Origin of the sequence: Eisenbergiella tayi, assembly GCF_001881565.1 — a bacterium.
Lineage (GTDB): Bacteria > Bacillota > Clostridia > Lachnospirales > Lachnospiraceae > Eisenbergiella > Eisenbergiella tayi.
Window position 1 is genome coordinate 282674 of the sequence record NZ_MPDJ01000003.1, and the last position, 26697, is coordinate 309370.

At 47.1% G+C, this 26697-nt stretch carries 18 protein-coding genes; 15 read left to right on the top strand and 3 right to left on the bottom strand.

Annotated features, from left to right (window positions below; genetic code table 11):
• Positions 1-12 precede the first annotated feature (12 nt).
• The 3 genes from BLA28_RS12520 (at position 13) to BLA28_RS12530 (ending at position 5142) form a co-directional block, all read left to right on the top strand.
• On the top strand, positions 13-924 hold the full coding sequence (locus BLA28_RS12520) for a carbohydrate ABC transporter permease (RefSeq protein ID WP_069159000.1): 912 nt from the start codon (positions 13-15) through the stop codon (positions 922-924).
• 351 nt (positions 925-1275) lie between these two features.
• Positions 1276-3669: a GH36-type glycosyl hydrolase domain-containing protein gene (locus BLA28_RS12525; RefSeq protein ID WP_069159001.1), complete on the top strand. Its 2394-nt coding sequence runs from the start codon at positions 1276-1278 to the stop codon at positions 3667-3669.
• A gap of 57 nt (positions 3670-3726) precedes the next feature.
• Positions 3727-5142, top strand: coding sequence for a phosphoglucomutase/phosphomannomutase family protein (locus tag BLA28_RS12530; protein WP_069159002.1), 1416 nt, complete (start codon positions 3727-3729; stop codon positions 5140-5142).
• A 49-nt stretch (positions 5143-5191) separates the two neighbouring features.
• Here the strand turns inward: BLA28_RS12530 and BLA28_RS12535 are convergent, their stop codons facing one another.
• Together BLA28_RS12535 and BLA28_RS12540 are read right to left on the bottom strand one after the other, a co-directional pair.
• Positions 5192-6127, bottom strand: a complete 936-nt coding sequence (locus tag BLA28_RS12535; protein WP_069159003.1) for an Abi family protein — start codon at positions 6125-6127, stop codon at positions 5192-5194.
• 287 nt (positions 6128-6414) lie between these two features.
• The gene (locus BLA28_RS12540) at positions 6415-7320 is read right to left on the bottom strand and encodes a LysR family transcriptional regulator (protein ID WP_044966609.1); all 906 of its coding nucleotides are present in this window, start codon (positions 7318-7320) and stop codon (positions 6415-6417) included.
• A 415-nt stretch (positions 7321-7735) separates the two neighbouring features.
• Here BLA28_RS12540 and nifJ point away from each other — a divergent pair, with 415 nt between their 5' ends.
• From nifJ to BLA28_RS12575, 7 genes are all read left to right on the top strand, one after another.
• Entirely contained in the window at positions 7736-11269 is a 3534-nt protein-coding gene (nifJ, locus tag BLA28_RS12545) for a pyruvate:ferredoxin (flavodoxin) oxidoreductase (protein ID WP_069159004.1), read from the top strand.
• Between the two features lie 191 nt (positions 11270-11460).
• A complete protein-coding gene (locus BLA28_RS12550; RefSeq protein ID WP_044966624.1) occupies positions 11461-12912 on the top strand; it encodes a 4Fe-4S dicluster domain-containing protein in 1452 nt (483 codons plus the stop codon).
• A gap of 194 nt (positions 12913-13106) precedes the next feature.
• Positions 13107-14861, top strand: coding sequence for a sensor histidine kinase (locus tag BLA28_RS12555; protein ID WP_069159005.1), 1755 nt, complete (start codon positions 13107-13109; stop codon positions 14859-14861).
• Between the two features lie 127 nt (positions 14862-14988).
• Positions 14989-16380 (top strand): ABC transporter substrate-binding protein, encoded by a 1392-nt coding sequence (locus BLA28_RS12560; RefSeq protein WP_044966603.1) that lies wholly within the window; start codon positions 14989-14991, stop codon positions 16378-16380.
• A gap of 182 nt (positions 16381-16562) precedes the next feature.
• Positions 16563-17456, top strand: a complete 894-nt coding sequence (locus BLA28_RS12565) for a carbohydrate ABC transporter permease (RefSeq protein WP_009250721.1) — start codon at positions 16563-16565, stop codon at positions 17454-17456.
• A 16-nt stretch (positions 17457-17472) separates the two neighbouring features.
• Positions 17473-18330 carry a carbohydrate ABC transporter permease gene (locus BLA28_RS12570; protein ID WP_009250720.1) on the top strand — a complete coding sequence of 286 codons (858 nt, stop codon included), beginning with the start codon at positions 17473-17475 and terminating at the stop codon, positions 18328-18330.
• 179 nt (positions 18331-18509) lie between these two features.
• The gene (locus BLA28_RS12575; RefSeq protein ID WP_069159156.1) at positions 18510-19358 is read left to right on the top strand and encodes a response regulator transcription factor; all 849 of its coding nucleotides are present in this window, start codon (positions 18510-18512) and stop codon (positions 19356-19358) included.
• A 135-nt stretch (positions 19359-19493) separates the two neighbouring features.
• Here BLA28_RS12575 and ftsH read toward each other — a convergent pair whose 3' ends face one another.
• Positions 19494-21332 (bottom strand): ATP-dependent zinc metalloprotease FtsH, encoded by a 1839-nt coding sequence (gene ftsH, locus BLA28_RS12580; RefSeq protein WP_069159006.1) that lies wholly within the window; start codon positions 21330-21332, stop codon positions 19494-19496.
• A 516-nt stretch (positions 21333-21848) separates the two neighbouring features.
• On the opposite strand from ftsH, the gene BLA28_RS12585 reads away from it, so the two are divergent.
• The 5 genes from BLA28_RS12585 to thrS all read left to right on the top strand — a co-directional run bounded on the left by BLA28_RS12585 (position 21849) and on the right by thrS (position 26662).
• Positions 21849-22388 (top strand): helix-turn-helix domain-containing protein, encoded by a 540-nt coding sequence (locus BLA28_RS12585; protein ID WP_069159007.1) that lies wholly within the window; start codon positions 21849-21851, stop codon positions 22386-22388.
• Between the two features lie 51 nt (positions 22389-22439).
• Positions 22440-23348: a hypothetical protein gene (locus BLA28_RS12590; protein WP_069159008.1), complete on the top strand. Its 909-nt coding sequence runs from the start codon at positions 22440-22442 to the stop codon at positions 23346-23348.
• Between the two features lie 135 nt (positions 23349-23483).
• Positions 23484-24227 (top strand): hypothetical protein, encoded by a 744-nt coding sequence (locus BLA28_RS12595; protein WP_069159009.1) that lies wholly within the window; start codon positions 23484-23486, stop codon positions 24225-24227.
• A gap of 198 nt (positions 24228-24425) precedes the next feature.
• Entirely contained in the window at positions 24426-24695 is a 270-nt protein-coding gene (locus tag BLA28_RS12600; protein ID WP_044966591.1) for a hypothetical protein, read from the top strand.
• Entirely contained in the window at positions 24692-26662 is a 1971-nt protein-coding gene (gene thrS, locus BLA28_RS12605) for a threonine--tRNA ligase (protein WP_016359871.1), read from the top strand. The genes BLA28_RS12600 and thrS overlap by 4 nt, the downstream gene beginning before the upstream one ends.
• Positions 26663-26697: the final 35 nt, after the last annotated feature.

Below are 26697 nucleotides of genomic sequence, written 5' to 3' on the forward strand. Positions count from 1 at the left end.
GAGGGGAAAAAAGTGAATAAAGGAAAAACAGAAAAAATAAAGAAATCCTATTCGGACAGGGTTTTTGATATTGTCAATATCATTATTATGCTGGCCCTTCTGGTGATTTTTCTCTGGCCGCTGTGGTTTGTGGTCATAGCCTCCTTCAGTAATCCCAACGAGGTATGGAACGGGAATGTCATCCTGCTTCCCAAAGGCTTTACCCTGTCGGCATATGAGGCCGTTTCACAATATAAGATGATCTGGACCGGTTATAAGAATACGATCATTTACACGGTGGTTGGTACCTTTATCAATCTCATTATGACCATATGTGCGGCTTATCCGCTGTCAAGAAAGGAATTTGTCCCGCGCAACTTCCTGATGTTTATATTCATGCTCACCATGTATTTCAGCGGAGGCCTGATTCCCACCTATCTGGTGGTGAGCAAAATGCATCTTCTGAATACCCCCTGGGCAATGATGATACCGGGAGCTGTTTCCATTTATAATGTCATTATAACGAGGACCTATTTTGTGAACAGCATTCCCTCCAGCCTGCAGGAGGCGGCAGAACTGGACGGAGCCAATACCTTCCAGTTCCTGATGAAAATCGTCCTTCCTCTGTCCAAGCCGATCATAGCGGTCATCGCCCTGTATTATGCCGTAGGCCACTGGAATGATTTCTTTACGGCACTGATTTATCTGAATGACAAGGAACTGATGCCGCTTCAGTCCTTCCTGAGGGATTTGCTGATGTCCAATAAAATGAGCCTGAACAACATGCAGGGACTGGATGCCGCACAGGCGGAGGCGAAGATGCAGCTGTCACAGACCCTGAAATACAGTGCGATTATTGTGTCCACGGTTCCGGTTCTGTGCATATATCCGTTTATCCAGAAATATTTTGTAAAAGGGGTTATGATCGGATCTGTTAAAGGCTGATGGAATCCGTAAGCTCCGCCTGAATATACGGAAGGTAATCTTATATTATAATAGAAGGCTCCCGGCCGACAGGATGATTTCCTGTCCGGATGGGAGCCTGATTTATGTCCTTTTCCGGCTGTAAACGGCATTCCTGTCAATTGTTCATTTATATGAGGTGCCATACAGACCCTCTGGAAAACCCTAAAATAATGCACATAAAAATACAAAAACCAGGCTGGACGAGAACAATTATATACAAAATATCACATATCTGACTATAGCCGGATTGACCGTGAGCCATTATAATAAATTTAATAAGACATTCACTGCGCAATAATACGCGGCATACGCCGCATATGGAGGATTGCTATGCAATATGGACATTTTGATAATGAAAAAAGAGAATATGTGATAGACAGGGTGGATTTGCCCGCCTCTTGGACTAATTACCTGGGGCTGAAGGACATGTGTGCCGTGGTGAACCATACGGCAGGCGGGTATATGTTCTACAAGACGCCGGAGTACCACCGCATCACCCGTTTCCGGGGAAACAGCATTCCCATGGACCGGCCGGGGCATTATGTATACATAAGGGACAATTCCGACGGGGATTACTGGAGCATATCCTGGCAGCCCGTGGGAAAGAGCCTGGAGGAAGCGGCATACCGCTGCCGCCACGGCATGTCTTACACCGTATATGAAAGCGAATATAAAGGCATCAGCGCCAGCCAGAAGCTTTCCATACCGCTTCAGGATCCGGTGGAGCTGTGGGATGTGAAAATTAAAAACGACAGCGACAGGAAGCGGGATTTAAGCGTCTTTTCCTATTGTGAATTTTCCTTCCACCATATCATGACAGACAACCAGAATTTCCAGATGAGCATGTATTGTGCCGGTTCTTCCTATGAGGACGGTATCATTGAGCATGATCTTTTCTACGAAGAGTTTGGTTTCCAGTATTTTACCGGCAATTTTGAGCCTGACGGATTTGACTGCCTGCGGGATAAATTCATAGGGCCTTACCGCACAGAGGATAATCCGCTGTCCGTGGAAAAGGGCCAATGCGGCGGTTCCTTTGAGCTTGGCAACAACCACTGCGGCAGCCTGCAGAAAAATATCACACTGGAGCCGGGAGAAGAGATCCGTCTCGTGTTCATGCTCGGTGAAGGCAGCAGGGAAGCGGGCCGGAGAATGAGGGAAAAATATAATTCTCCGGAGGCTGTGGATCTTTCCTACGAGGAACTCAGGGAATACTGGAACAGCAAATTCAGCAAGCTTCAGATTCATACTCCCAATGAGGGGATGAACACTTTGATTAATACATGGACTCTGTACCAGGCGGAAATCAACGTCATGTTTTCCCGTTTTGCCTCTTTCATAGAAGTGGGGGGCAGGACAGGGCTTGGCTACAGAGATACGGCACAGGATGCCATGACCATACCTCACTCCAATCCCGGAAAATGCAGGCAGAGACTGGAGGAATTATGCAGAGGTCTGGTATCAGAAGGTTATGGACTGCACCTTTTCCAGCCGGAGTGGTTTGTTCCTGACAACGAGGTCAAGCCCTTCAAATCCCCTACAGTCATCCCAACGCCGAATAAGGATGACTATGTGCATGGTCTCGCTGACGCCTGCTCGGACGATGCGCTCTGGCTGGTGTCCTCCCTGGTGGAATACATCAAGGAGACCGGAGAATTTGATTTCGCGGATATGCAGCTTACCTACGCCGACGGCGGGGAAGGCACTGTCTATGAGCATATGAAAAAAATACTGGATTTCAGCGCCAGACAGGTGGGCAGCACCGGGATCTGCAAGGGACTTCGCGCTGACTGGAACGACTGCCTGAATCTGGGCGGCGGCGAAAGCGCCCTCGTTTCCTTCCTGCATTACTGGGCGCTGAGCCGTTTCATCGAACTGGCGGCTTTCCTGGGCAGGGAAGAGGATGTAAAGACCTATACGGAGATGGCGGAGCACGTAAAAGAGGTCTGCGACAGGGAACTGTGGGATGAGGAATGGTTTATCCGCGGCATTACCAAAAACGGCCGGAAAATAGGAACCAGCCGGGATGAGGAAGGCAAGGTACATCTGGAATCCAATGCATGGGCTGTTCTTTCCGGCGCGGCCAGCCCGGAAAAGGGAAGGCTGGCTATGGACAGCGTGGATAAATATCTGTATACCCCTTATGGAATCCAGCTGAATGCGCCCTCCTATACGGTGCCGGATGATGACATCGGATTTGTGACCAGGGTTTATCCGGGACTGAAGGAAAACGGTTCTATTTTCTCCCATCCCAATCCCTGGGCCTGGGCGGCGGAATGCATGCTGGGACGGGGAGACCGGGCGATGAAGTTTTATGATGCCCTCTGCCCGTATTACCAGAACGATAAGATAGAAATCAGGGAGGCGGAGCCTTATTCCTACTGTCAGTTCATTATGGGAAGAGATCACAGCGCCTTCGGACGCGCAAGACATCCGTTTATGACCGGAACCGGCGGCTGGGCCTATTTCTCGGCAACAAGATACATGCTGGGAATGAAGCCGGAATTCGACCATTTTGAAATCGACCCCTGTGTCCCCGGAGACTGGAAAGAATTCCGGATGACCCGTGAGTGGCGCGGAGCCCGGATGGAAATAAGCGTGGAAAACCCGGACGGCGTCATGAAGGGTGTCAGGGAAATCCGGCTGGATGGGGAAAAGGTTGACCGCATACCGGTACTGCCGGAAGGAAGCACCCATCAGGTACAGGTGATCATGGGCCGCTGACAGGCGCCGCAAAACAGGCATGTATACAAATGTGTTCAGGAAAAGGGAGGAAAACCGATGATTAAGTTTGGAACAGGCGGATGGAGAGCAGTGATTGGAGATGATTTCACCAAGGCGAATATACAGCTTCTGGCGAAAGCGCTCTGCAGGAAGATGAAAGACGAAAACGCCGCGGATAAAGGAATTGTAATAGGCTATGACAGGCGTTTCCTGGCAAAGGAAGCCATGCAGTGGGCGGGCCAGGTGTTCGCAGCCGAAGGAGTGACCGCATATCTTGTGAATAAATCAGCGCCCACGCCGCTTGTCATGTTTTATGTGATGAAGCATGAAATGCCCTATGGAATGATGATTACCGCCAGCCATAACCCGGCTATTTATAACGGCATCAAGGTGTTCACTGCAGGCGGCAGGGATGCCAGCGCGCAGCAGACGGATGAAATCGAAGAATATATCGGCCGTATTGAAAATGAAGAAGTGGGGGCGATGGAATACGACAGGGCGCTGGAAACCGGACTGATTCAGGAAATCTATCCGCTGAATGAATACCTGGACAATATCATCGACAATATCGATATGCAGGCTATCCGCAGCAGCAGGCTGAAGATCGCCTTGGATCCCATGTACGGCGTGAGTGAAACCTCTATCAAGACCATCCTTCTCACCGCCAGATGTGAGGTGGACACCATCCATGAGCGCCACGATACCCTGTTCGGCGGGAAGCTTCCTGCGCCTACGGCGGCAACCCTGCGTCCTCTGCAGAATTTCGTTCTGGACGGCAAATGCGACATCGGAATCGCTACGGACGGGGACGCGGACCGGCTGGGAGTCATCGATGATAAGGGCAAATTCCTTCATCCCAACGATATCATGGTCCTGCTGTACTATTACCTTGTGAAATATAAAGGCTGGCACGGCCCTGTTGTCCGCAATATCTGCACCACGCATATGCTGGATAAGGTGGCAGAAAAATTCGGGGAAAAATGTTATGAGGTTCCGGTAGGCTTCAAACATATTTCCGCCAAGATGACGGAAACGGATGCCGTTATCGGCGGCGAATCCTCCGGAGGCCTTACCGTAAGAGGCCATATCCATGGAAAGGACGGCGTATATGCCGCCTGCCTGCTGGTGGAAATGATAGCCGTGACGGGAAAAAAACTGTCCCAGATCTATGCAGATATCGAAGCGGAATGCGGCAGGATCTATATGGAAGAGCGGGATTATAAGTTCAATCAGGAGAAAAAGGATGCCGTGCACAAAATCCTTCTGGAAGACAGACTCCTTCCTGAGCTTCCCTATGAAATTGACCACGTATCCTATCTGGACGGCAGCAAGGTCTACTTTAAGAACGGCGGCTGGGTAGTGGGACGTTTTTCAGGAACGGAGCCGTTGATCCGTATTTTCTGTGAGATGCCGGAGGAAGAGCAGGCGAAGGATGTCTGCAGGACTTATGAAGAATTCCTTGATTTGAAATAGAAAGCGAACGAAAAAACAGGCATTCCCGGTAATGCGGAAGCCTGTATAACTACATTTGATAGTGTGTTATGGATTCCCAGTTGGCCGGAAAGCCCATCATAGCCAGCAGGGAATCCCTTCCGATCCTGCTGCTTTGTTTATGGTAATGTGCAATACTCTTTATCAGGGAACGCTTGAATTCAATAAAACTCTGTCTGGGCAGCAGATAGCGGAAGGCAATCGTTAATCCGAACAAGTCACGTTTACCAAGCAGGTATTGGTTTCCCTTTTTGTCAATATTTAACTTGGCATGCAGGACGGTATCGGGAAAATCAATCCGGGTACGAAAGGAAAAAAGCCGTTCATTATGCGCGCATACATTGCGGAACAGCGTAAGGATTTTCATATACCGTTCCAGTCCCCGTTCATTTACTTTGGGAAATTCTTTACTGATGTCACTTTGAAGATGGAAAGGAAGTAATGTATATAATTTTGAAATCTGTCCATACGTGAGGGTGTTGACTAATACCCACATAGGTACATTATGATATACTTTACGCTGGTGGAGCAGATAAGCATGTTCGGTATTACGGTTGGCCTGATACTCCAATATGGAAATCAGCCGGTTTACCGCATCCATATTTTTGGGGCTGTTATTATAATTGGAGGGATTAAGGTAAGCGGCCTGCGTCTCTCCATGTAAATTACAAAAACTATATGAGATAAGCTGCCGCAGCTTTCTTTCTATCTGACAGAGATATTTAAACACAAGTTCCCGTAATGCCAGGTCAAACTGGTAGAGGGCATAGATATCTTCAAAGGCAGTGTTATCTTCATAGACACGGGTCATAGGATTGATAAACGGAGTCTTGTACCCGCCAATCAGGGAGAAGTAGCCTATATCCCTTAAAATTTCTTTCGCTTTTTCACAGTCTGTGATGCAGAGTTTTTTCCCATTTATCAATTTGTCGAGTTGTTGGTCATATGTAAGAAATGGTTTTGCCATATTTCAAACCGCCTATGTATATTTATGGGGGATACAGGAAGTGCGTCATTGGCTCCCTGCCCTATAAGGTATAAAAAAGGAGGGCCCTCAGGTCCTCCCCCGGTTTCAGTCCTCGCAAGTATCTGAAACCTGATCACTAAAAACATTTTAGCATAGGCAGTAAGAAAAGTCAACGCTTTTACAGATGCTTCTGCATTTGTTTTCAGTGATAGTATATACAATAAGGAAGAAAATAATGCATGCAAGGCGTTTCAAGTCTGGCGTTCCGATGATTGCGCAGGAGTATTTTATTTCGGTACAGCTTCCTTCAGCATTTCCAGAAAAAGTGATTCAGCCCTGCTGGGACGGTAATCCTCCGGATAAATCAGCAGGTCGGTCATTTTTTTTGGAGAGCCCTGGTATTTTTTCTGTACCAGATGATATCCGGATAAAACGGAATCCGGTACCGGGGAGACAAACATAAAGGTACCGGGAACACCTGTGAGAATATCAAACTGGCTGCCCCGTTCATGGATGTGTATACTGTTCTCGTTATGCTCCGTATCGGGCGCCTCATGGAGGTAGGTGGAGAGGGCGGTGTCGTCACATACCACCTCTATCGCCTGGGAGAGCAGATCCGGAGTCAGCACGGAGGCCTTTGCCAGGGGGTGCCGGTCTGACATGATGACTGTCAGTTCGAATTTGCAGATGGTTTCATAAGAAAGCTCCCGCAGCCTCAGCAGGGGGAGAAGAGTCTTCTCATAGCGGTCGGGATAGCGGATGACGGCCAGTGATGCCGTCCGGTCGGATACCTGGCAGATCGCATCCAGCGTTCCCGTTTCATTATAATTGACGGACAGCTGGCGGCCTTTGGCATATTTTTTGAGGAATGCGGTAAAGGCGCAGGTGATATAGCTGGCCCGGGGGACACAGATATGCAGGCTGATATTGTCTTTTTCTTCCCGGCTGCAGTAATTTTCCAGGGCCTGATACTGCTTTACCGCTTTTTTGGCCAGCACAAGGAATTCCCTTCCTTTCTCCGTGGGGATTACGCCGCGGGAGCTGCGCGTGAAAACCGTAAACCCGATTTCCTCTTCCAGCTCCCGGATGTCACGGCTTAAATTGGGCTGGCTGATGAACAGCTGCTTTGCCGCTCCGGTAATGGAACGGCTCCGCTCCACTTCTATAATATAACGCAGGACATTGAGATTCATTTAGGCAGGTCTCCTTTCATTCGTATCCGTGTACTTTATAAAGTACAAAGGGGTTCATGGGCGGCTGCATTTCCGCCATGCCCGCTAAAATCCATATTTGTGATCTTGTATTTCATTTTATACATTGTATACAAAATGTATCCGGTTTCGTACAATCACCGGAAACCTGCTATAAGCATAGCTTTTCCTGAGAAAAAAAGCAATATAATATGTAAAAAAATATATAGTTGCCATATAAAAAATGTATACCCATGCTTGTCTCATAAGATGTATAATATTGAGTATCATTAAGATAAATTTTTAACAGCCCTCAAGGGATTCCTTAAGGGCAAGTGTGTATGCAAGCGGATTAAACGTATGTATATACACTGTAAAAATTGACTATCTATAACAGAGATAAGAAAGGAAGGTTTTTATGGCAAGGAAAATGAAAACCATGGATGGTAACCATGCAGCAGCTCATGCGTCATATGCATTTACAGATGTTGCGGCTATCTATCCTATCACCCCTTCTTCACCCATGGCGGAAGCTACGGATGAGTGGGCAACAGCAGACAGAAAGAATATGTTCGGCCAGATCGTGCACATCACAGAGATGCAGTCTGAAGCAGGTGCGGCAGGTGCCGTTCACGGATCTTTGGCAGCAGGCGCTCTGACAACTACCTACACGGCATCCCAGGGTCTGCTTCTTATGATTCCTAACCTTTACAAAATTGCCGGCGAGCAGCTCCCCGGTGTTTTCAATGTTTCAGCGAGAGCAATCGCATCTCATGCACTGAGCATTTTCGGTGATCATTCCGACGTATATGCATGCCGCCAGACCGGCTGTGCAATGCTTTGCGAAAGCAGCGTACAGGAAGTTATGGACCTGACTGCAGTAGCACATCTTGCAGCTATTAAGGGAAGCATTCCTTTCATTAACTTCTTCGACGGCTTCCGTACATCTCATGAAATCCAGAAGATTGAAACCTGGGATTACGAAGACCTGAAGGATATGGTAGATATGGATGCCGTTGACGCATTCCGTAAGAAAGCGCTGAATCCTAACCATCCCTGTCAGAGAGGTTCCGCTCAGAACCCTGATATCTTCTTCCAGGCAAGAGAAGCAAGCAATCCTTATTATGATGCTCTTCCCGGAATTGTTCAGACATATATGGACAAGGTTAATGAAAAAATCGGAACAGATTATAAGCTGTTCAACTACTATGGCGCAGAAGATGCTGAGCACGTAATCGTTGCTATGGGTTCTGTAAATGATACCATTGAAGAAACCATCGATTACATGATCAAGACAACAGGCGCTAAGGTTGGTGTTGTTAAGGTTCGTCTGTACAGACCTTTCTGTGCGGATGCGCTGATCGATGCTATTCCTGAAACCGTTAAGCAGATTACCGTACTTGACAGAACCAAAGAGCCCGGCGCACAGGGTGAACCCCTTTACCTTGATGTTGTGGCAGCTCTGAAGGATTCCAAGTTTGATGCGGTTCCGGTATTCACAGGACGTTACGGCCTGGGCTCCAAAGATACCACTCCCGCACAGATCGTTGCTGTATATGCTAATTCCGAGAAGAAGAAATTCACTATCGGTATCGAAGATGATGTTACCAACCTGTCCCTGAAGCTGGGCGCTGAGCTGGTTACAACTCCCGAAGGAACCACCAACTGTAAGTTCTGGGGTCTGGGCGCAGACGGTACTGTAGGCGCTAACAAGAACTCCATTAAGATCATTGGTGATAACACCGATATGTATGCACAGGCATACTTTGATTATGACTCCAAGAAGTCCGGCGGCGTTACCATGTCCCATTTACGTTTCGGACATTCCAAGATTAAATCCACTTACCTGATCCGTCAGGCTAACTTCGTTGCATGCCACAATCCTGCTTATGTACGTAAGTACAATATGGTTCAGGAACTGGTTGACGGCGGTACTTTCCTGCTGAACTGCGCATGGAATGCAGAAGAACTGGACAAGCACCTTCCCGGACAGATGAAGAAATTCATCGCTGACCACAATATCAACTTCTACACCATCGACGGTGTTAAGATTGGTATCGAAACCGGCATGGGCCCCACACGTATCAACACCATCCTTCAGTCCGCATTCTTCGAACTGACCGGAATCATTCCTGCTGAGAAGGCAAATGAACTGATGAAGGCAGCTGCAAAGGCTACTTACGGACGTAAGGGCGAAGACGTTGTTATGAAGAACTGGGCTGCTATCGATGCAGGCGCCAAGGGCGTTGTTAAGGTAGAAGTACCTGAAAGCTGGAAGAACTGCGAAGATGAAGGCCTTGATTACGCAGTGGTAAGTGGAGACAGAAAAGATGTAGTTGACTTCGTTAACAATATCCAGACCAAGGTAAGCGCTCAGGAAGGCAATACGCTGCCTGTATCCGCATTCAAGGATTATGCAGACGGCTCCACTCCTTCCGGATCTTCCGCTTATGAGAAGAGAGGTATTGCTGTTAATGTTCCCACATGGGATCCTTCCAAGTGTATCCAGTGTAACTTCTGTTCCTATGTATGTCCTCATGCTGTAATCCGTCCTGCTGTTATGACAGAAGACGAAGCTGCCAAGGCTCCTGAAGGAATGAAGATGCTTGATATGACCGGAATGCCCGGAAAGAAATTCGCTGTTACCGTTTCCGTACTTGACTGTACCGGATGTGGATCCTGTGCGAATGTTTGTCCCGGCATGAGAGGTGAAAAGGCTCTGACCATGAATCCTCTTGAAACACAGCTTTCCGAGGAGAAGATGTTCAATTATGGACAGTCCGTATCCGAGAAGCCTGAAGTTCTTGAGAAATTCAAAGAGACTTCCGTTAAGGGATCTCAGTTCAAGCAGCCTCTGCTTGAGTTCTCCGGAGCTTGTGCAGGATGTGGTGAGACACCTTATGCTAAATTGATTACCCAGCTGTTCGGTGACAGAATGTACATTGCAAATGCAACAGGCTGTTCCTCCATCTGGGGCAACTCTTCACCGAGTACACCTTATACCGTAAACAAAGCAGGCAGAGGACCCGCTTGGGATAACTCCCTGTTTGAAGACAATGCTGAGTTCGGTATGGGTATGCTTCTCGCTCAGAACGCTATCAGAGGCGGACTGAAAGAAAAGGTTGAAGATGTACTTGCCAATACCGCAGACGAAGCTGTTAAGGCTGCATGCCAGGAATACCTGGATACCTATAACAGCGGCGTTACCAACGGACCTGCAACTGATAAACTGGTAGCAGCTCTGGAAGGACAGGATTGCGGAACATGCCAGGATATCGTTAAGAATAAAGATTTCCTGTCCAAGAAGTCCCAGTGGGTATTCGGTGGTGACGGATGGGCATATGATATCGGATTCGGCGGCGTTGACCATATCCTTGCCAGCGGAAAAGATATCAATGTTATGGTATTCAATACCGAAGTATATTCCAATACAGGCGGACAGGCTTCCAAGGCTACACCTACCGGCGCTGTTGCACAGTTCGCAGCAGGCGGTAAAGAAGTGAAGCAGAAAGACCTTGCCGGTATCGCAATGAGCTATGGTTATGTATATGTGGCACAGATTTCCATGGGTGCTGATTACAACCAGACCGTTAAGGCTATCGCAGAAGCAGAAGCTTATCCGGGACCTTCCCTGATCATTGCTTACGCTCCTTGTATCAACCATGGTATCAAGAAGGGGATGAGCAAAGCTCAGACCGAAGAAAAACTGGCTGTAGAGACCGGTTACTGGAATATGTTCCGTTTCAACCCTGCTGCAGAGAAGAAATTCGTTCTTGACAGCAAGGCACCTACCAAGGATTTCCAGGAATTCATCGGCGGTGAAGTAAGATACACCTCCCTGGCTCTGAAGGATGCCGATAAGGCTTCAAGACTTCAGGATCAGGCAGCTGAGAATGCAAAAGAGAGATATGAATATCTGCAGAAGCTGCAGGTTCTGTACGGTGATAACTAATAACTGACCATGTAAGGGAAGTTTGCCGGACAGTATGTCATTACATGGCTGCTGTCCGGCAGCGGTACAAAAGCCGCGGACAAGATTAAAAACATAAGCTGGCTTGGGATTGTCTCAAATCCAGCTTTGTTTTTAGACACACCAGTTAATTTTTTAACAATCAGAAAGAGGATAAACAAAAGAATATGGGTATTGTATCTGATGACGCTACCATCTTAAAAATTAAGCACGAGGTACTCACTGAAGTGGCTAAGCTGGCGTTTGCCGGTGAATTAGACGAGAAAAAAGATAACCTTCCTTATGAAATGATTCCCGGGCCCGAAGCGCGTTTCCGCTGCTGTATTTACAAGGAAAGGGAAATTATCAGACAGAGAGTCAGACTCGCAGAAGGAAAATGTCCTGGTACAAGAGAAAGCAGCAACATTGTGCAGGTTATCAACTCAGCCTGTGAGGAATGTCCTATTTCATCAGGCTACGTTGTAACCGACCTGTGCAGGGGATGCCTGGCAAAATCCTGTAAGCAGTCATGTAATTTCGGCGCCATAACTATCGGAGATAACCGTTCTTTCATCGATCAGGATAAGTGCAAGAGCTGCGGAAAATGTTCCCAGGCCTGTTCCTATTCGGCAATCGTAAAAATACAGAGACCCTGTATGAAGAGCTGCCCTGTAAGCGCGATCACCATGGATGAGCATGGAGTATGCCAGATCGACGAGTCCAAATGTATCCAGTGCGGACAGTGTATCCATAATTGTCCTTTTGGAGCCATCGCATCCAAAACGAGTATTGTGGATGTCATTAATGAAATCCGTGCCGGGAAAAAGGTTGTGACCATGCTGGCGCCGGCCGGTGAAGGACAGTTTGGCGAAAACATTACCATGGCGAGCTGGAAGACTGCTATGAAGAAGCTCGGCTTTGCCGATTTCGTGGAAGTAGGCCTGGGCGGCGATATGACTGCAGCTTTTGAAGCGGAAGAATGGGCGGAAAACTTCAAGGAAGGCAAGAAAATGACCACCTCCTGCTGTCCCGCTTTTGTTAACTATATAAAGAAACATTTCCCTGAATTGGTAGATAATATCTCCACCACAGTTTCCCCTATGTGCGCGGTATCCAGAATGCTGAAAGCTAAGGATCCTGAAGTTATTACCGTATTTATCGGGCCGTGCATCGGCAAAAAATCGGAAGCACAGGATAAGAGCATTAAAGGGAATGCGGACTATGTCCTGACCTTCGGGGAAATCCGTGCTATGATGCGTGCCAAAGGCGTAGAACTGGAGCCGGAAGAGAATACCAGTCAGGAAGCCAGCGTATTCGGAAAACGCTTCGGCAATGGCGGCGGCGTGACCGAAGCCGTTGTGGAATGCCTGAAGGAAACCGGTGAAAGCACCGATATTAAGGTGGCAAAGTGCAGCGGTATTGCAGACTGCAAGAAAGCGCTCATGCTTCTCAAGCTGGGCAAGCTGCCGGAAGATTTCATTGAGGGTATGATTTGTGAAGGCGGCTGTGTAGGCGGCCCCAGCCGGCATAAAGCAGCTTTGGCTGCCAAGAAAGACAGGGATAAACTGATTTCCCAGGCAGACGGAAGAGGCGTACATGAAAACCTGAAAAATTATAACATGGATTCTTTTTCCATGCACCGCTAGGTACATTGCACCGCTAGGTACATTGACGGTCATATAATCCCGGTTATGGGACATGAATGATTTTTGCGGAAGGAGCTGGTAGTTTACTGGCTCCTTTCTTTATATTATAATGAATGTACATTTACTATAAAGAGCCAGTAGGATCCGCCGAAGGCGGTTCTGTTTATGGCCCGGGGAATGAGGGGGATTTATAATTGAAAAAAGTACAGCCTGTGCAGAACACATTTTTTCCGGAGAGAAAACGGAAGCCGCCGCAGTTAAAGTGGAGTATGACCATTTTAATGCTGCTATGCTGGCTTTTGCCTCTGGCAATTCTCACCATGGCTATTTTAACCTATGTGTCCAACCGTTTTTCAGGTCAGATGAGGGAAAATATAGAAAAATCCATGGATACGGCTGTGGAAATATGTGAAATGAGGGTGGAGGCCGCGGTCCGGGTTTCGAGAAATGCTTCGTATATTCCTCAGATCAAGGAAAGCTGGAGACAGTACCAGAGTGACGGAAATCGTCTGGGACTGTATGAAAAGGTCACTACCTTCCTGGAACAGATGTACCGTTATGACAGCAGCTTTTTGAGTACAATCCTGTATTTTACAGAAGAACCGGATCGAATCTATTACAGCTACAGCAGCAATAATTACAGCAGCATTAAGGAATTCAGGAGCCAGGCAAGAGACAGTGTGGATCAGAAAGCAAAGGAAATAGATACCGGGATAGGCTGGGTGAATGAACAGGGACATTTATATATGGTGCGTAATATTATGACCCCGGTATACACGCCCTATGCGGTAATTGTCATGGATATCGACAAGGACAGCGTCTTTCAGAGCGTGGAGGGAGTTCCCTGGTATCTGGATTATGATGTCAGCATAGATGATGAGTGGGTGTTCGGCACCGGTTGGGCGGAGGATTTTATCAGCCGGCAGGATACGGAAAGAAACAGTGTATACCATGAAGAAGATGAAGTGGCCTATGTGACCTGTGAACGGAAAATGGACAATCATGTTATCCGTTATGTGGTGAAGATGGACTACGACGCCATCCATTATGAGAAGGAGGCCATCCGGTATATCACCATCCTGATGATGGCGTTCACCCTTCCTCTTATATTCATTGTATTTTATTTCCTGTACAGGAAGGTTACCACGCCTGTACAGCGGCTGATTGACGTGGCTTCGGAAATCGAAAAGGGGCATTTCGGGGTAAAAATTGAAAAGAAAGAAACAAGCAGAGAATTTTTGTATCTGGACAATGCGTTCAACAGCATGTCGGATAAGCTGAAGAATCAGTTTGAACAGATTTATCTGGAGGAGCTGGCCCTGCGGGATGCGAATATCATGGCGCTCCAGTCCCAGATAAACCCGCATTTCCTCAATAATACCCTGGAAATCATCAACTGGGAGGCGAGGATGGAGGGCAATGATCGGGTGAGCAGCATGATCGAGGCGCTTTCCACCATGCTGGAGGCCACGATGGACAGGAAGAAGCAGCAGATGATACCTCTGTCTGAGGAAATCAGCTATGTGGAAGCCTATTGTTATATAATCAGACAGCGGTTCGGAGAGAAATTCCAGTTTGAAAAACAGATTGACCCTGAGCTTCTTCAGACGGAGGTTCCAAGGCTGATTATACAGCCGATCATGGAAAATGCGGTGGAACATGGCCTGTCAGGGCGTGCGGGAAAGATTGTACTCCGTATTTATGCGGAGGAAGACAAGCTGAAAATAGCCATAATCAATGACGGGCTCATGTCAATAGAGGATAAAAGGAAAGTGGATAACCTCCTGGGCAGTGGGGAGGACGGCGGCGAGCAGCATTCCGTAAGCCTGGGCATCCGCAATGTGAACAAGAGACTTAAGATTATCTATGGCCTGGACTGCGGCTTGACAATAAAAAACGACAAAGAAGAATGTACGGTGAGCACAATAACAGTCAAATTGCATAAATGATTTCCTGGGGAACAGAACAATAAAAGACAAATAATCACAATAGGAATCATTAACCTTTACGCTGGATTGTTATATGATAAGTACAGATGAAAAACAAGTCATCCAAAACGAAAGGGAGGTTTCTTAGATGAAAAGAAAATTATTAGCTTGTGTATTGGCATGTACGATGGCAGCTTCACTGGCAGGCTGCGGAAGCAGCGCGAGCCAGACAGCAAATGACTCCAAACCTGCGGAGTCCGTAGCGGCGGAACAGAGCCAGGCATCGGAGGAAAGCACACCGGCGGAGGAATCTGCGGCAGAAACCGGAGAGCTTGATGTCAAGAGCGGCACAACGCTGAATGTGACAACTACCTTCGCAGGCGAAGAAAGCAACGTACAGAATTATCAGGATTCTGTGAAGAGATGGGAAGAAAAATACGGATGTACCGTAGCGGATTCCTCAGGAACAGCGGATGAAACCTTTAAGTCCCGTGTTATCTCCGACTTTGAGGCAGGCGCAGAACCGGATGTACTCTTTTACTTTAACGGAAATGACTCCAATCCCTTCGTAGAAGCGGGAAAGGTAGTTACCATAGACGAAATCCGTTCCGTATATCCTGATTATGCATCCAACATGAAAGACGAAATGATTCCCGCATGTCCTGCAGACGGCAAACAGTATGCAGTTCCCTTCTATGGATACTGGGAAGGCATGTATGTAAATAAATCCGTATGTGAGCAGGCTGGCGTAGAGGTTCCCGGAGCAAATACCACATGGGATGAATTCCTGGAAATCTGCCAGACAATCAAGGATGCCGGATTTACACCTATTGCAGCATCCCTGGCAAAAGAGCCCCATTACTGGTTTGAGTTTTCCATTTACAACCATGATACCCCGGCTACACATGCATCTGTCCCCGCTTCCCTGGATGACGCGGCAGGAAAGGCATGGGCTGCAGGACTGGGCGATATCAAGGATCTGTTTGAAAAAGGCTATTTCTCTGAAAATACAAATACCGCAGAAGCTTCTGAAGTATTCCAGAGCTTTATCGACGGAAAAGCAGCATTTTATGTAGATGGTTCCTGGAAAATGGGCGGTATTGCGGAAGCAACGGATGACATTGATAACTTTACCGTAACCTTTGTTCCCGGCGCAAATGACCGTAAAGCAAGCGATATCATCAGCGGACTTTCTTCAGGCTGGTATATTACCAAAAAAGCATGGGACGATCCGGAAAAACGTGCGGCAGCCGTATCCTTTATCACTGACATGATTACTGATGAAAACGTATCCCTGTTCGCACAGACTGCAGCAACAGCCCTGAAAAACGGCGTTCAGCTGGATGAAGCTTCTCTGAATTCCCTGCAGAAAGACAGTCTTGTAATGATTAAAACAGCTACCGGTGTTACCGATGCGGCACAGGATCTTTGCACACAGGAACAGAGAGCACCTATCTTTGACCATATGCCTGAAATCGTGACCGGCAGTGTCAGCATTGAAGATGCGATTTCCCAGGTACTTGAGAATATGAACGAATAATCGGATGATATCCGGTGTTTGCGGAACTGTCATAAACATACGCAGACTATTAACAGCACAAGGGCCGAAGGCTTTTCCTCCGGCCCTTTCATGAAGAAAATAATGATGGAATGACGTAATAATAAAGCTGTAAAAAGATTTATATCGTCAGCGCCCGGCGAAACGGGCAGAGAGGTGTTGGTATGAACAGTCAACCAAATATCTATAAAAATAAAAAACCTGTCTTTTTCTTCCTTCTCCCGGCTTTCCTTTTTCTGGCGCTGTACCTGTTTTACCCGTTTGTCAGAAACATCTTAAACAGCTTCCAGATTATCAAGGATTTGGGAGCGCCTGCAAAAGGATGGAATGACCCGATATATAAGAATTATGCAAAGCTGTTTACGGATAAGAACATGGGAATCGCCATGAAAAACACGCTTATCATGATTGTGGTAACGCTTTTGGGCCAGGTGGGAATCGCCCTGATTCTTTCCCTCATGGTGGATAATATTAAGAGGGGGGCCAAATTTTTCCGTATCGTTTACTTTTTTCCCATCGTAGTATCCGCTACCGCACTTGGTCTTTTGTTTAACCTGATTTTCCTGTATGACAAAGGTATGCTTAATCAGTTCCTGGGATTCTTCGGGGCGGATAAGCTGACGGACTGGAAGGATTCAGCCCACGCAATGGTGACAATGCTGGTTCCGGTAATGTGGCAGTATGTAGGCTTTTACTTTATCATCCTGCTGACGGGACTTAACAATATTTCAGATGAATTATATGAATCGGCGGCTATTGACGGCGCCACAACCTGGCAGAAGGTGAAATACATATCCCTGCCCCTGCTCCACAACGTTATCTGCACCTGCAGCGTCCTTGCTGTTACGGGCGCGCTGAAGGTATTCGATTTGCCCTGGATAATGCTGCCGAACGGCATGCCTATGGGAGAAACATGGCTGACCGGTACCTACATGTACTATTGGGCCTTCCAGGGAAAGGATATTGACTACAGTTGTACGGTGGCTATCGTTATCGTAATACTGGGAATCCTGCTTTCCAAGGTCGTGAACATGATTTTCAAAGAAAAAGATTATTAGGAAGGGGTATACAAAGATGAAAAAGAAGAAATTTTCCTTAGGAATGCCGCTTGTGTATCTGCTTCTTATAGTATGGGCATTAACCACAATTTACCCTCTCATCTGGGTAGTGATGAATTCCTTTAAGGATAAGAAACAGATTGTTTCCAATTCCTTTGCCCTGCCGTTTGGCGGCCTGTTCACATTGGATAATTATGAAAAGGCCATCAATAAATTCAGTATTTTTACGGCTTACCGGAACAGCCTTATTATTTCCTGCACAGTTGCGGCTGTGGTTATCCTGTTCGCAGGTCTGGCATCCTATGCTCTGGTCCGGTATAAATTCAGAGGCAGCAACCTGATGAACAGCCTTGTCATTGCGGCAATGATGTTTCCCGTATTCGCAACCATAATCCCCGTATTCCGGATGGAATCCAGCTGGGGGATTGTAAATACCAATAATCTCTGGCTCGCACTGCTGTCCTGTGCGCTGCCGCAGATAGCCGGTAATCTGGCTTTTGCCATCGTGGTGCTTTCCGGGTATATCAAGGGACTGCCTGTGGAGCTGGAGGAAGCGGCATATATGGAAGGCTGCAATGCATACCAGATTTTCTTCAAGGTGATTATGCCGCTGACGAAGCCCTCCTTTGCCACCGTTGGTATTTTCAGTTTCCTGTGGAGCTATAACGACCTGTTTACCCAGACCTTCTTCCTGCGTTTCCCCAATCACTGGGCGATAACCAGGCTGCTGAGTGAAATTTCAGGAAAGCAGGGTACGGATTACGGTCTGATGGCTGCGGCGGTTTCCCTTATTGTAGTACCGTTGATTGTAGTTTATGTCTGCCTGCAGAAATACATTATCAAGGGTATGACGGCAGGAGCGATTAAAGGATAAAAAACAAAACAGGGAAGATGCGGAAAGTGTTTCTTAACAGAACGCTTTCCGTTTTTGTGCGTTTATGATATAATGATAAAACGTTTTGGATAACAGGAGAAATAAATGCACTCGGCGGGGCATGTGTTCTTGTCAGGGCATATGTCCCGCCAAAGGGCATGAACATACAGGGGGATATTATGTATAAGGTTGCGATTGTGGATGATGAACCGGTAATTGTCAGGGGACTTACCAAGATGATTCCATGGGAAAGCTATAACTGCCGGGTAGTGGGAACTGCCGGGGACGGACAGGAGGGCATGAAGCTGATTCGGGAGCAGAAGCCGGATATCCTGATATCGGATATCTGTATGCCGGGCATAGACGGCCTGACAATGATCGCCGGTATGAAATCGGAATTCGGCCATATGCAGATCACCATACTCACCGGTTTCAGGGATTTTGACTATGCCCAGCAGGCCATCCGCCTTGGGGTGACCCGTTTCCTTTTAAAGCCTTCTAAGATGGATGAACTGGAGGAAGCGGTCCGGGTTATGATCGAGAACCTGGAAAAGCAGGGAATCACAGGAAAAGAAGACGGGACGGATGAGAGCGTTGGTGAGAATACCTCGAAAGCGGAAGGAAACCGGGAGGGAGAAGAAGGAAAAGAGAAAGCGGAGCCTTCGGAAGGGAAAGAAGGCGAGGAGACAGACAGCCCGGCCAGCTGCTTTATCGTAAAGAACGCCCTGGCATACATAGAGGAAAATTACAGGGAGAAGCTGAAGCTTTCGGATGTGGCGGATCAGATTTACGTGAGCCAGTGGCATCTGAGCAAGCTGCTGAACAAGCATACCGGCCAGAATTTTTCTGAAATCCTCAATACTATCCGGATTGAAAAGGCAAAGGAACTGCTGAAGGATCCTTCCCTGCGTATCGGCGATATCGCGGAGGAAGTCGGGTTTCTGGATGTGGCCCATTTTTCCAGGGTATTTAAAAAGCAGGCAGGGATATCCGCCAATGAATACCGGAATACAAAGCTGGGAAGCTGAAATAAGGCAGGGCTTTTATACATTATAATAAAAAGAAGAGGAACAGCGGCATTTGGTATGCGCCGTTCCTCTTCCTTTTATGGAATATGCGGATGGCTCACAGGGCGTGGCATCCGTTGTTTATGGCTTTGCCGATCATGAATTGGCAGAAGGAATCCGTTCAGGAGCATTGAGGATTTCCATAAATTCATCCCCGGTAATGGTTTCCCTTTCATACAGGAATTTTGCCAGCTCATGCAGCTTCCCGATGTTGGTGTTCAGGATATCGCAGGCCTTGGCATGTTCTTTTTTTACCATTCCCACTACAAGACGGTCGATTTGCGCGGCAGTCTGTTCGGAACAGGCAAGGGAGGTGTCGCCGCCCAGATACTGGTTGGTAACGGTCTCCAGGGCTACCATGTCAAAGTCCTCAGACATTCCGTAGCGGGTGATGCAGGCTCTGGCAAGCTTGGTGGCCTGCTCGATATCGTTGCTTGCCCCGGTGGTGATGCTGTGGAATATAATCTCCTCTGCAGCACGGCCGCCGCAGAAGGTGGCTATCTTGTTCTCCAGTTCTTCCTTGCTGAGCAGGTATTGATCACCCTGATCCACCTGCATGGTATAACCTAAGGCTCCGGAAGTACGGGGGATAATGGTTATTTTAGTAACAGGCGCCGAATTGGTCTGCTTTGCAGCAACCAGCGCATGGCCGATTTCGTGGTAGGAAACAATCATTTTTTCCTTGTCGCTGAGCAGGCGGTCCTTCTTCTGGTAACCTGCGATAACAACCTCCACGCTTTCCTCCAAATCCGTCTGGGTCACAAATTTACGTCCGGAGCGGACGGCATTTAAGGCGGCCTCGTTTACCATGTTGGCAAGCTCTGCTCCGGATGCGCCTGCAGCCATCCTGGCAATTGCCTTGAAATCCACATTATCACCCAGCTTCACTTTCTGGGCATGAACCTTCAGGATGGATATACGGCCGTTCAAATCAGGCAGCTCCACCGGGACACGCCGGTCGAAACGGCCCGGACGCAGCAATGCGGGATCCAGGGATTCCGGACGGTTGGTGGCGGCCAGGATCAGAACACCGTTGTTGCTGGAAAAGCCATCCATTTCCGTGAGCAGCTGATTCAGAGTCTGTTCCCGCTCGTCATTGCCTGAAAATCCGCCGCCGTCACGTTTCTTGCCGATGGTATCGATTTCATCGATAAATACGATACAGGGAGCCTTTTCGTTGGCCTGCTTGAAAAGATCCCTTACCTTGGCGGCTCCGGCGCCTACGAACATTTCCACGAACTCCGAACCGGAAATGGAAAAGAAGGGAACATTGGCTTCTCCGGCCACAGCCTTGGCAAGCAGGGTCTTACCTGTTCCGGGAGGTCCTACCAATAAAGCGCCTTTAGGCATGGACGCGCCGATTTCCTGGTATTTTTTAGGGTCATGGAGATAGTCAACCAGCTCGGAGAGCACTTCCTTGGCTTCATCCTCACCGGCGACATCATCGAATTTAATGCCGGTTTCCGACTGGACATAAACCTTGGCGTTGCTTTTGCCGAAGGTCATGGAATCCATGCCTCCGCCGCCTTTCATCATCTTGCGCATTGCAAACTGGCCGATGGCAACCATGACGATAATGGGCAGGATCCAGGTCAGAAGGAAAGTGACCAGGAAGGGCTGCTGTTTTACAATTTCTGTGCCGAAGGTTGCCCCGGATGCATAAAGACGGTCCACCAGGGCAGGATCCTCCATGGGGCCGGTCTTATAGAAACCGGTAGGTGAATTTTTATCTGAAAAAATGATCTGGTTGCTTTCAATCTGAACCTGCGCAATCTGCTGTTTCTCCATCATTTCCATGAAGGTATTATATCCGACTTCTTCCACCTGGGCCGACATCAGCCTGGGGAAAAGAAAAGCGTTCAGGACCAGAAGGACGAGCATGGCGATACAATAATAATAAAGTAATGGTTTTTTAGGTGGTTTCACTTCTTGCATAGTATTTCCGCTCCTTTTCGGCTGGTATGATCCGTATAAAACAATTATATATACTAATTTTGAGGGAAGTCAACAAGAGTCATCATTATTTCATATTATTTATCTTTTTTTCATAACCATGGAATTATGTTCCGGTTTCCCGGGGATATCTGATAAGTAAACAGGTGTGTCCGCAGGCAGGGGCTGCCCCGTACAATAAAATAAATTGTGCCGGGGCAGCGGGACATAAGTATTGTATCATGTCGTTTTTATACAATACCGGATGAGACTTCGGCTTTATAATTAGAAATGGAACAGTAAGGTATGTCTTCCTTGTTTGGTATCACATCATACAATAAAAAATGCCGGGGTGATAATATATACTATAAGATTTGGCTGCCCCTGTCTGGGCCTCCGCTTAGTACCGGGGTTTGGGGTTCGCAACTTCAAGCTGCATAAAAGCAAACAGGGGGTGGTAGATAAATCAGCAATGAGAATCTATACTGTAACCATAAAATATGAAAGGAGCAGTATTTTATGAGTTTTGCAGAAAATTTGAAGAAAATAAGAAAAGAAAAAGGATTTTCACAGGAAGAGTTAGCGGAAACAATGAATGTTAGCAGACAAGCTGTTTCTAAATGGGAGCAGGGGGGCGGGTATCCTGAGGTTGAAAAGCTATTGCTTCTTTCAAGTAAGCTAAATATTTCTTTAGACAGTCTTATGTCTGAGGAAATTGCCCAAAATAACAATTCGGAAAATCAAAAAGTTACAGGAACAATCATTATATCATCTCCAAATGAGAATGTGATAGCAACGTGCTACAAGGTTATGTCCTCAGGGAAAATGAAGAGGGGAAAGAAGTCTCCGCAATACGCTTTGTTTTGTGTCAGCAATGGAAGCTCATCGTTCTGGGGAGAGCCGACCATTTTTTTGGGATGGTATGCCAGCCATGATTTACTTTCAAAAGAGGTCAGTGAAATACAAAAGGCTATTATGCAGGGAATTCCTTCGTATGAATTAAAATACAACGCAAAAGTCGAAAGAAAATGGTTTAGAATGACAATGATAGATGAGTGATACAAATATAAATTTACAGTACCTGCATCGTCAGACGGAAAGGAATATTTTATGAATTATAATAAAGCCAGAAGCTTTGTTTACAAGAATGCGAGGCCATTGGACCTTGCCCGATGGAAATATCTGTTCGAAGGGGGCAGCAAAGAAGATGTGTTGACTGCATTGGCGGCATATCAAAATGAAGATGGCGGCTTTGGCCATGCCCTGGAGCCTGATTGCTGGAATCCGGATTCTTCACCGATCCAGACATGGGTCGCCACGGAAATCATCAAAGAGGTTGGATTGGAGGAAAAGGATCATCCTATTATTCAGGGAATCCTTCAATATTTAGCTTCCGAAAAGGATTTTGACGGCCATACCTGGGCTAATACCATTGCTTCCAATAATAACGTTCCTCATGCCCCATGGTGGGATTATGATCCTGCTGCTGAAGCATCTTACAATCCAACCGCAAGTCTGATTACGTTTATTTTGAAATTTGCGGATCGGGAAAGCGGGCTCTTTACCTTAGCCCGTACCCTTGTAAAGGAGGCTTACAGCTATTTTAAGGCGCATTTCCCGATGGAGTCTGTGGGAAATGTTTCCTGCTTTGTAAAGCTTTATGAGTATTTGAAGGAAAACTCTGCAGATACGCTGATAGATTTAACGGAATTCAGAGCCCTGCTTCAGCAGCAAATACGGCATGTCATTACTTATGATACCTCCATATGGGCCACCGAATATGTATGTAAGCCGTCAACTTTAATCGGATCGAAGGCAAGCGATTTCTATGCGGAGAATCAGGAAATATGTGCGTATGAGTGTGAATTTATAGAAAATACCCAGAAACCGGATGGAACCTGGGCGATTACCTGGTCGTGGGAGGATTATGATTATCCGGAGGAGTGGAGTATCAGTAAGAACTGGTGGAAATCTGACTGGATTATTAAATATATTCGTTATTTAAAAACAATTCGTTAGCCTTAACTGAATAAATGAAAGAATAAAAGGTCAAATCAAAGCGGTTTGACTTTTTATTTGATTGGAATTAGACTGATTATAGAAGTTTTTGTTGGTATAATTGATATACACGGAAAGAATAGATGGAGATGGGGAATGAAACAAATTAAGTTGATTGTACTGGTATTTGTTTTAATGGTTTCACTTACCTGCTGTAACAATGAAAAAGCAGGGAATGAAAAGAATGGGGAAACGAGTGTGAATGAAGCATCAGAAGAGAGGGAACCGGCTGAGGTCATTACGTTTCCTGCATATGAAGAGGCAAATCCGGAAAAGCTGCCTTTTATTGATAAGGTAAATAATACTTCGGCTTTTCATGTGAAGGTGAATTTGCCTGAAAACTGGGTGGTGGAAAACAGAAAGCCTGATGTTGAAAATTTGGTTCCCGGTGATTTTTATTCTATGCTTTCTATTTATGAAAAGGACACCTTAATCGGATATATAGGTTTTAATATATTTGATCCTTATGAAGATCCGATTCCTGAGGAACAATATTATCAGACGGTTTATCCGGGACTGCGGCTGTCATCAGTTTTTCACTGGGATCCCTATGAGGCAGTAAAAACTACAGATACGGCGGAAACAGGGATTGCGGATATATGGTATCTGGAACCGGGAGAAATCGATAAGCATCCGGGGGCGATGGCGGATGTGCCGCAGCAGGAAACGATAGGTATTTTATCCTATGATAAGGAATTGAAGGTATTTATCGGCATGGCATTCATGCCCGGGACTGTGAGCCGTGAGCAGGCGGAGGCTGTTGCGCAAAGCATCAGTCTGTCGGCGGAGACAGGAACGACGGCGGATACAGGAACAAAAAGTACTTTACATCCTGCATGAAGTAGACTAAAATACAGCTATGTAACGTATTTTTGCGTTGGAATTGGAAACCAAAAGGACAATCAGGGTGGAAACGCGAGTATTCGTCCCTTATATCCCAGCCGGACTGGATAAGATATGGGGGGCGTTTTTTTTAGCCGAAGCCTGAAATGGGGTATAGCGGAAGCAGAATCCTCCTGATTAAGAAAGGAGTGTTATATGCGCGGAGTTAACGATTTGGATTGGGAAGAAATCAAAAATATAACAGCAGAAGGCGGCCGGAAGGTTAAGGAAAAAATGACTGCGGAGAGCAAACTCAGCAATATGAACCTGGGGCTTTTGCTGGGCGTTACCTTTTTGCTTGGAATTGTCATCGGATTTATATGGGCGCCGATCAAGAGAGGTCTGTATATTGCGGGTGCGGATATAAATCTGGGAGAAAAAGATAAAGAAAAGATACAGGACGAGGGAGAAAACAAAGAGAAATGAAAATCACATTAAAAGATGGATCCTTTAAGGAGTATGAGGAAGGCAGAAGTATTATTGAGATTGCAGGGGATATCAGCGAAGGGCTTGCACGGGCGGCCTGCGCCGGACTGGTTAACGGGAAGGTGGAGGATCTGCGTACGGTGCTGACGGAGGACTGCGAGCTTTCCATCCTGACGGCGAGAGACAAGGAAGGACTTACCGTTGTGCGCCATACGGCATCCCATGTGCTGGCACAGGCCATGAAGCATGTCTTTCCGGAAGCGAAGCTGGCGATAGGGCCCAGCATTGAAAACGGCTTCTATTATGATTTTGAGCACGAGCCTTTTTCCAGGGAGGATCTGGATAAGCTGGAAGCCGAAATGAAGAAAATCATCAAAAAAGGGGAAAAGCTGGAGCGTTTCACTCTTCCCAGGCAGGAAGCCATCGCTTTTATGGAAGAAAAAGGAGAGCCTTATAAGGTGGAGCTGATCCGGGATCTTCCGGAGGATGCGGAAATTTCTTTTTACAGCCAGGGTGATTTCACGGATTTATGTGCGGGACCTCATTTGATGAGCACGAAAGGAATCAAGGCTTTCAAGCTCACCTCTTCCTCAGGCGCTTACTGGAGAGGGGATTCCAACCGGGCCATGCTGCAGAGGATTTACGGAACTGCTTTTAATACGAAGGAAGAGCTGGCTGAGTATCTGGAATACCTGGATAATATCAAAAACCGTGATCATAATAAGCTGGGACGGGATATGGAGCTGTTTGCTACTGTTGATGTTATCGGACAGGGGCTTCCGCTGCTGATGCCCAAAGGGGCTAAAATTATTCAGACGCTGCAGCGCTGGATTGAGGATGAAGAAGAAAAAAGAGGCTATATGAGGACAAAAACTCCTCTGATGGCTAAAAAAGATCTGTATATTATTTCCGATCACTGGAATCATTATAAGGAAGGCATGTTCGTCCTTGGGGATGAGGAAAAGGATGATGAGATTTTCGCCCTTCGTCCTATGACATGTCCGTTCCAGTATTATGTGTATAAGCAGAGCCAGAAATCCTACCGGGATCTGCCCTGCCGTTATGGAGAGACATCCACTTTGTTCAGAAACGAGGACTCCGGGGAAATGCACGGACTCACCAGAGTGCGCCAGTTTACCATTTCCGAAGGCCATCTGATCGTAAGGCCGGATCAGATTGAAGAGGAATTCCGCGGCTGTGTGGATCTGGCAAAATATTGTCTGACGACTCTCGGGCTGGAGGAGGATGTGACCTACCGTCTTTCCAAATGGGATCCTAACAATAAAGAGAAATATCTTGGGGATGAGGAAACCTGGAATTACGTGCAGGACATGATGCGTGATATCCTGAACCATATCGGCATTGAATTTACCGAAGAAGACGGCGAGGCGGCTTTCTATGGCCCTAAGCTGGATATCCAGGCTAAAAACGTATACGGCAAGGAAGATACGATGATCACGATCCAGCTGGATATGTTCCTGGCTGAACGGTTTGATATGACCTATATTGATGCGGACGGGGAGAAAAAGCGCCCTTATATCATCCACAGGACATCCATCGGATGCTATGAAAGAACACTGGCCTGGCTGATTGAAAAGCATGAAGGCAAGTTCCCCACCTGGTTGTGTCCGGAACAGGTGCGTGTGCTTCCTATTTCTGAGAAATACGAGGAATATGCCCAGAAGGTGAATGCAGCGCTGAAGGATAACGGTATCCTGAGCACGGTGGACAGCCGTTCTGAAAAGATCGGATACAAAATCCGTCAGGCGAGACTGGATAAGCTTCCTTACATGCTGGTTGTGGGGCAGAAGGAAGAAGAGGACGGTACGGTATCGGTAAGGAGCCGCTTTGCAGGGGACGAGGGTGTGAAGGCCCTGGATGAGTTCATCGACTGCATATGCAAAGAAATCAGAACGAAGGAAATCCGTAAGGTTACGGTTACGGAGGATGGCCAGCAGGCGAAATAGTGCCGGTCCATCGGACGCCTGTATCACGGAGACGG

Excerpts from the sequence above, each read along its gene's own strand:
- BLA28_RS12595 (WP_069159009.1), top strand. The coding sequence starts at position 23,484 with ATGAAACAAATTAAGTTGATTGTACTGGTATTTGTTTTAATGGTTTCA.
- BLA28_RS12570 (WP_009250720.1), top strand. The coding sequence starts at position 17,473 with ATGAAAAAGAAGAAATTTTCCTTAGGAATGCCGCTTGTGTATCTGCTT.
- BLA28_RS12600 (WP_044966591.1), top strand. The coding sequence starts at position 24,426 with ATGCGCGGAGTTAACGATTTGGATTGGGAAGAAATCAAAAATATAACA.
- BLA28_RS12565 (WP_009250721.1), top strand. The coding sequence starts at position 16,563 with ATGAACAGTCAACCAAATATCTATAAAAATAAAAAACCTGTCTTTTTC.
- BLA28_RS12590 (WP_069159008.1), top strand. The coding sequence starts at position 22,440 with ATGAATTATAATAAAGCCAGAAGCTTTGTTTACAAGAATGCGAGGCCA.
- BLA28_RS12530 (WP_069159002.1), top strand. The coding sequence starts at position 3,727 with ATGATTAAGTTTGGAACAGGCGGATGGAGAGCAGTGATTGGAGATGAT.
- BLA28_RS12560 (WP_044966603.1), top strand. The coding sequence starts at position 14,989 with ATGAAAAGAAAATTATTAGCTTGTGTATTGGCATGTACGATGGCAGCT.
- BLA28_RS12540 (WP_044966609.1), bottom strand. The coding sequence starts at position 7,320 with ATGAATCTCAATGTCCTGCGTTATATTATAGAAGTGGAGCGGAGCCGT.
- BLA28_RS12585 (WP_069159007.1), top strand. The coding sequence starts at position 21,849 with ATGAGTTTTGCAGAAAATTTGAAGAAAATAAGAAAAGAAAAAGGATTT.
- ftsH (WP_069159006.1), bottom strand. The coding sequence starts at position 21,332 with ATGCAAGAAGTGAAACCACCTAAAAAACCATTACTTTATTATTATTGT.
- BLA28_RS12525 (WP_069159001.1), top strand. The coding sequence starts at position 1,276 with ATGCAATATGGACATTTTGATAATGAAAAAAGAGAATATGTGATAGAC.
- BLA28_RS12535 (WP_069159003.1), bottom strand. The coding sequence starts at position 6,127 with ATGGCAAAACCATTTCTTACATATGACCAACAACTCGACAAATTGATA.
- thrS (WP_016359871.1), top strand. The coding sequence starts at position 24,692 with ATGAAAATCACATTAAAAGATGGATCCTTTAAGGAGTATGAGGAAGGC.
- BLA28_RS12575 (WP_069159156.1), top strand. The coding sequence starts at position 18,510 with ATGTATAAGGTTGCGATTGTGGATGATGAACCGGTAATTGTCAGGGGA.
- nifJ (WP_069159004.1), top strand. The coding sequence starts at position 7,736 with ATGGCAAGGAAAATGAAAACCATGGATGGTAACCATGCAGCAGCTCAT.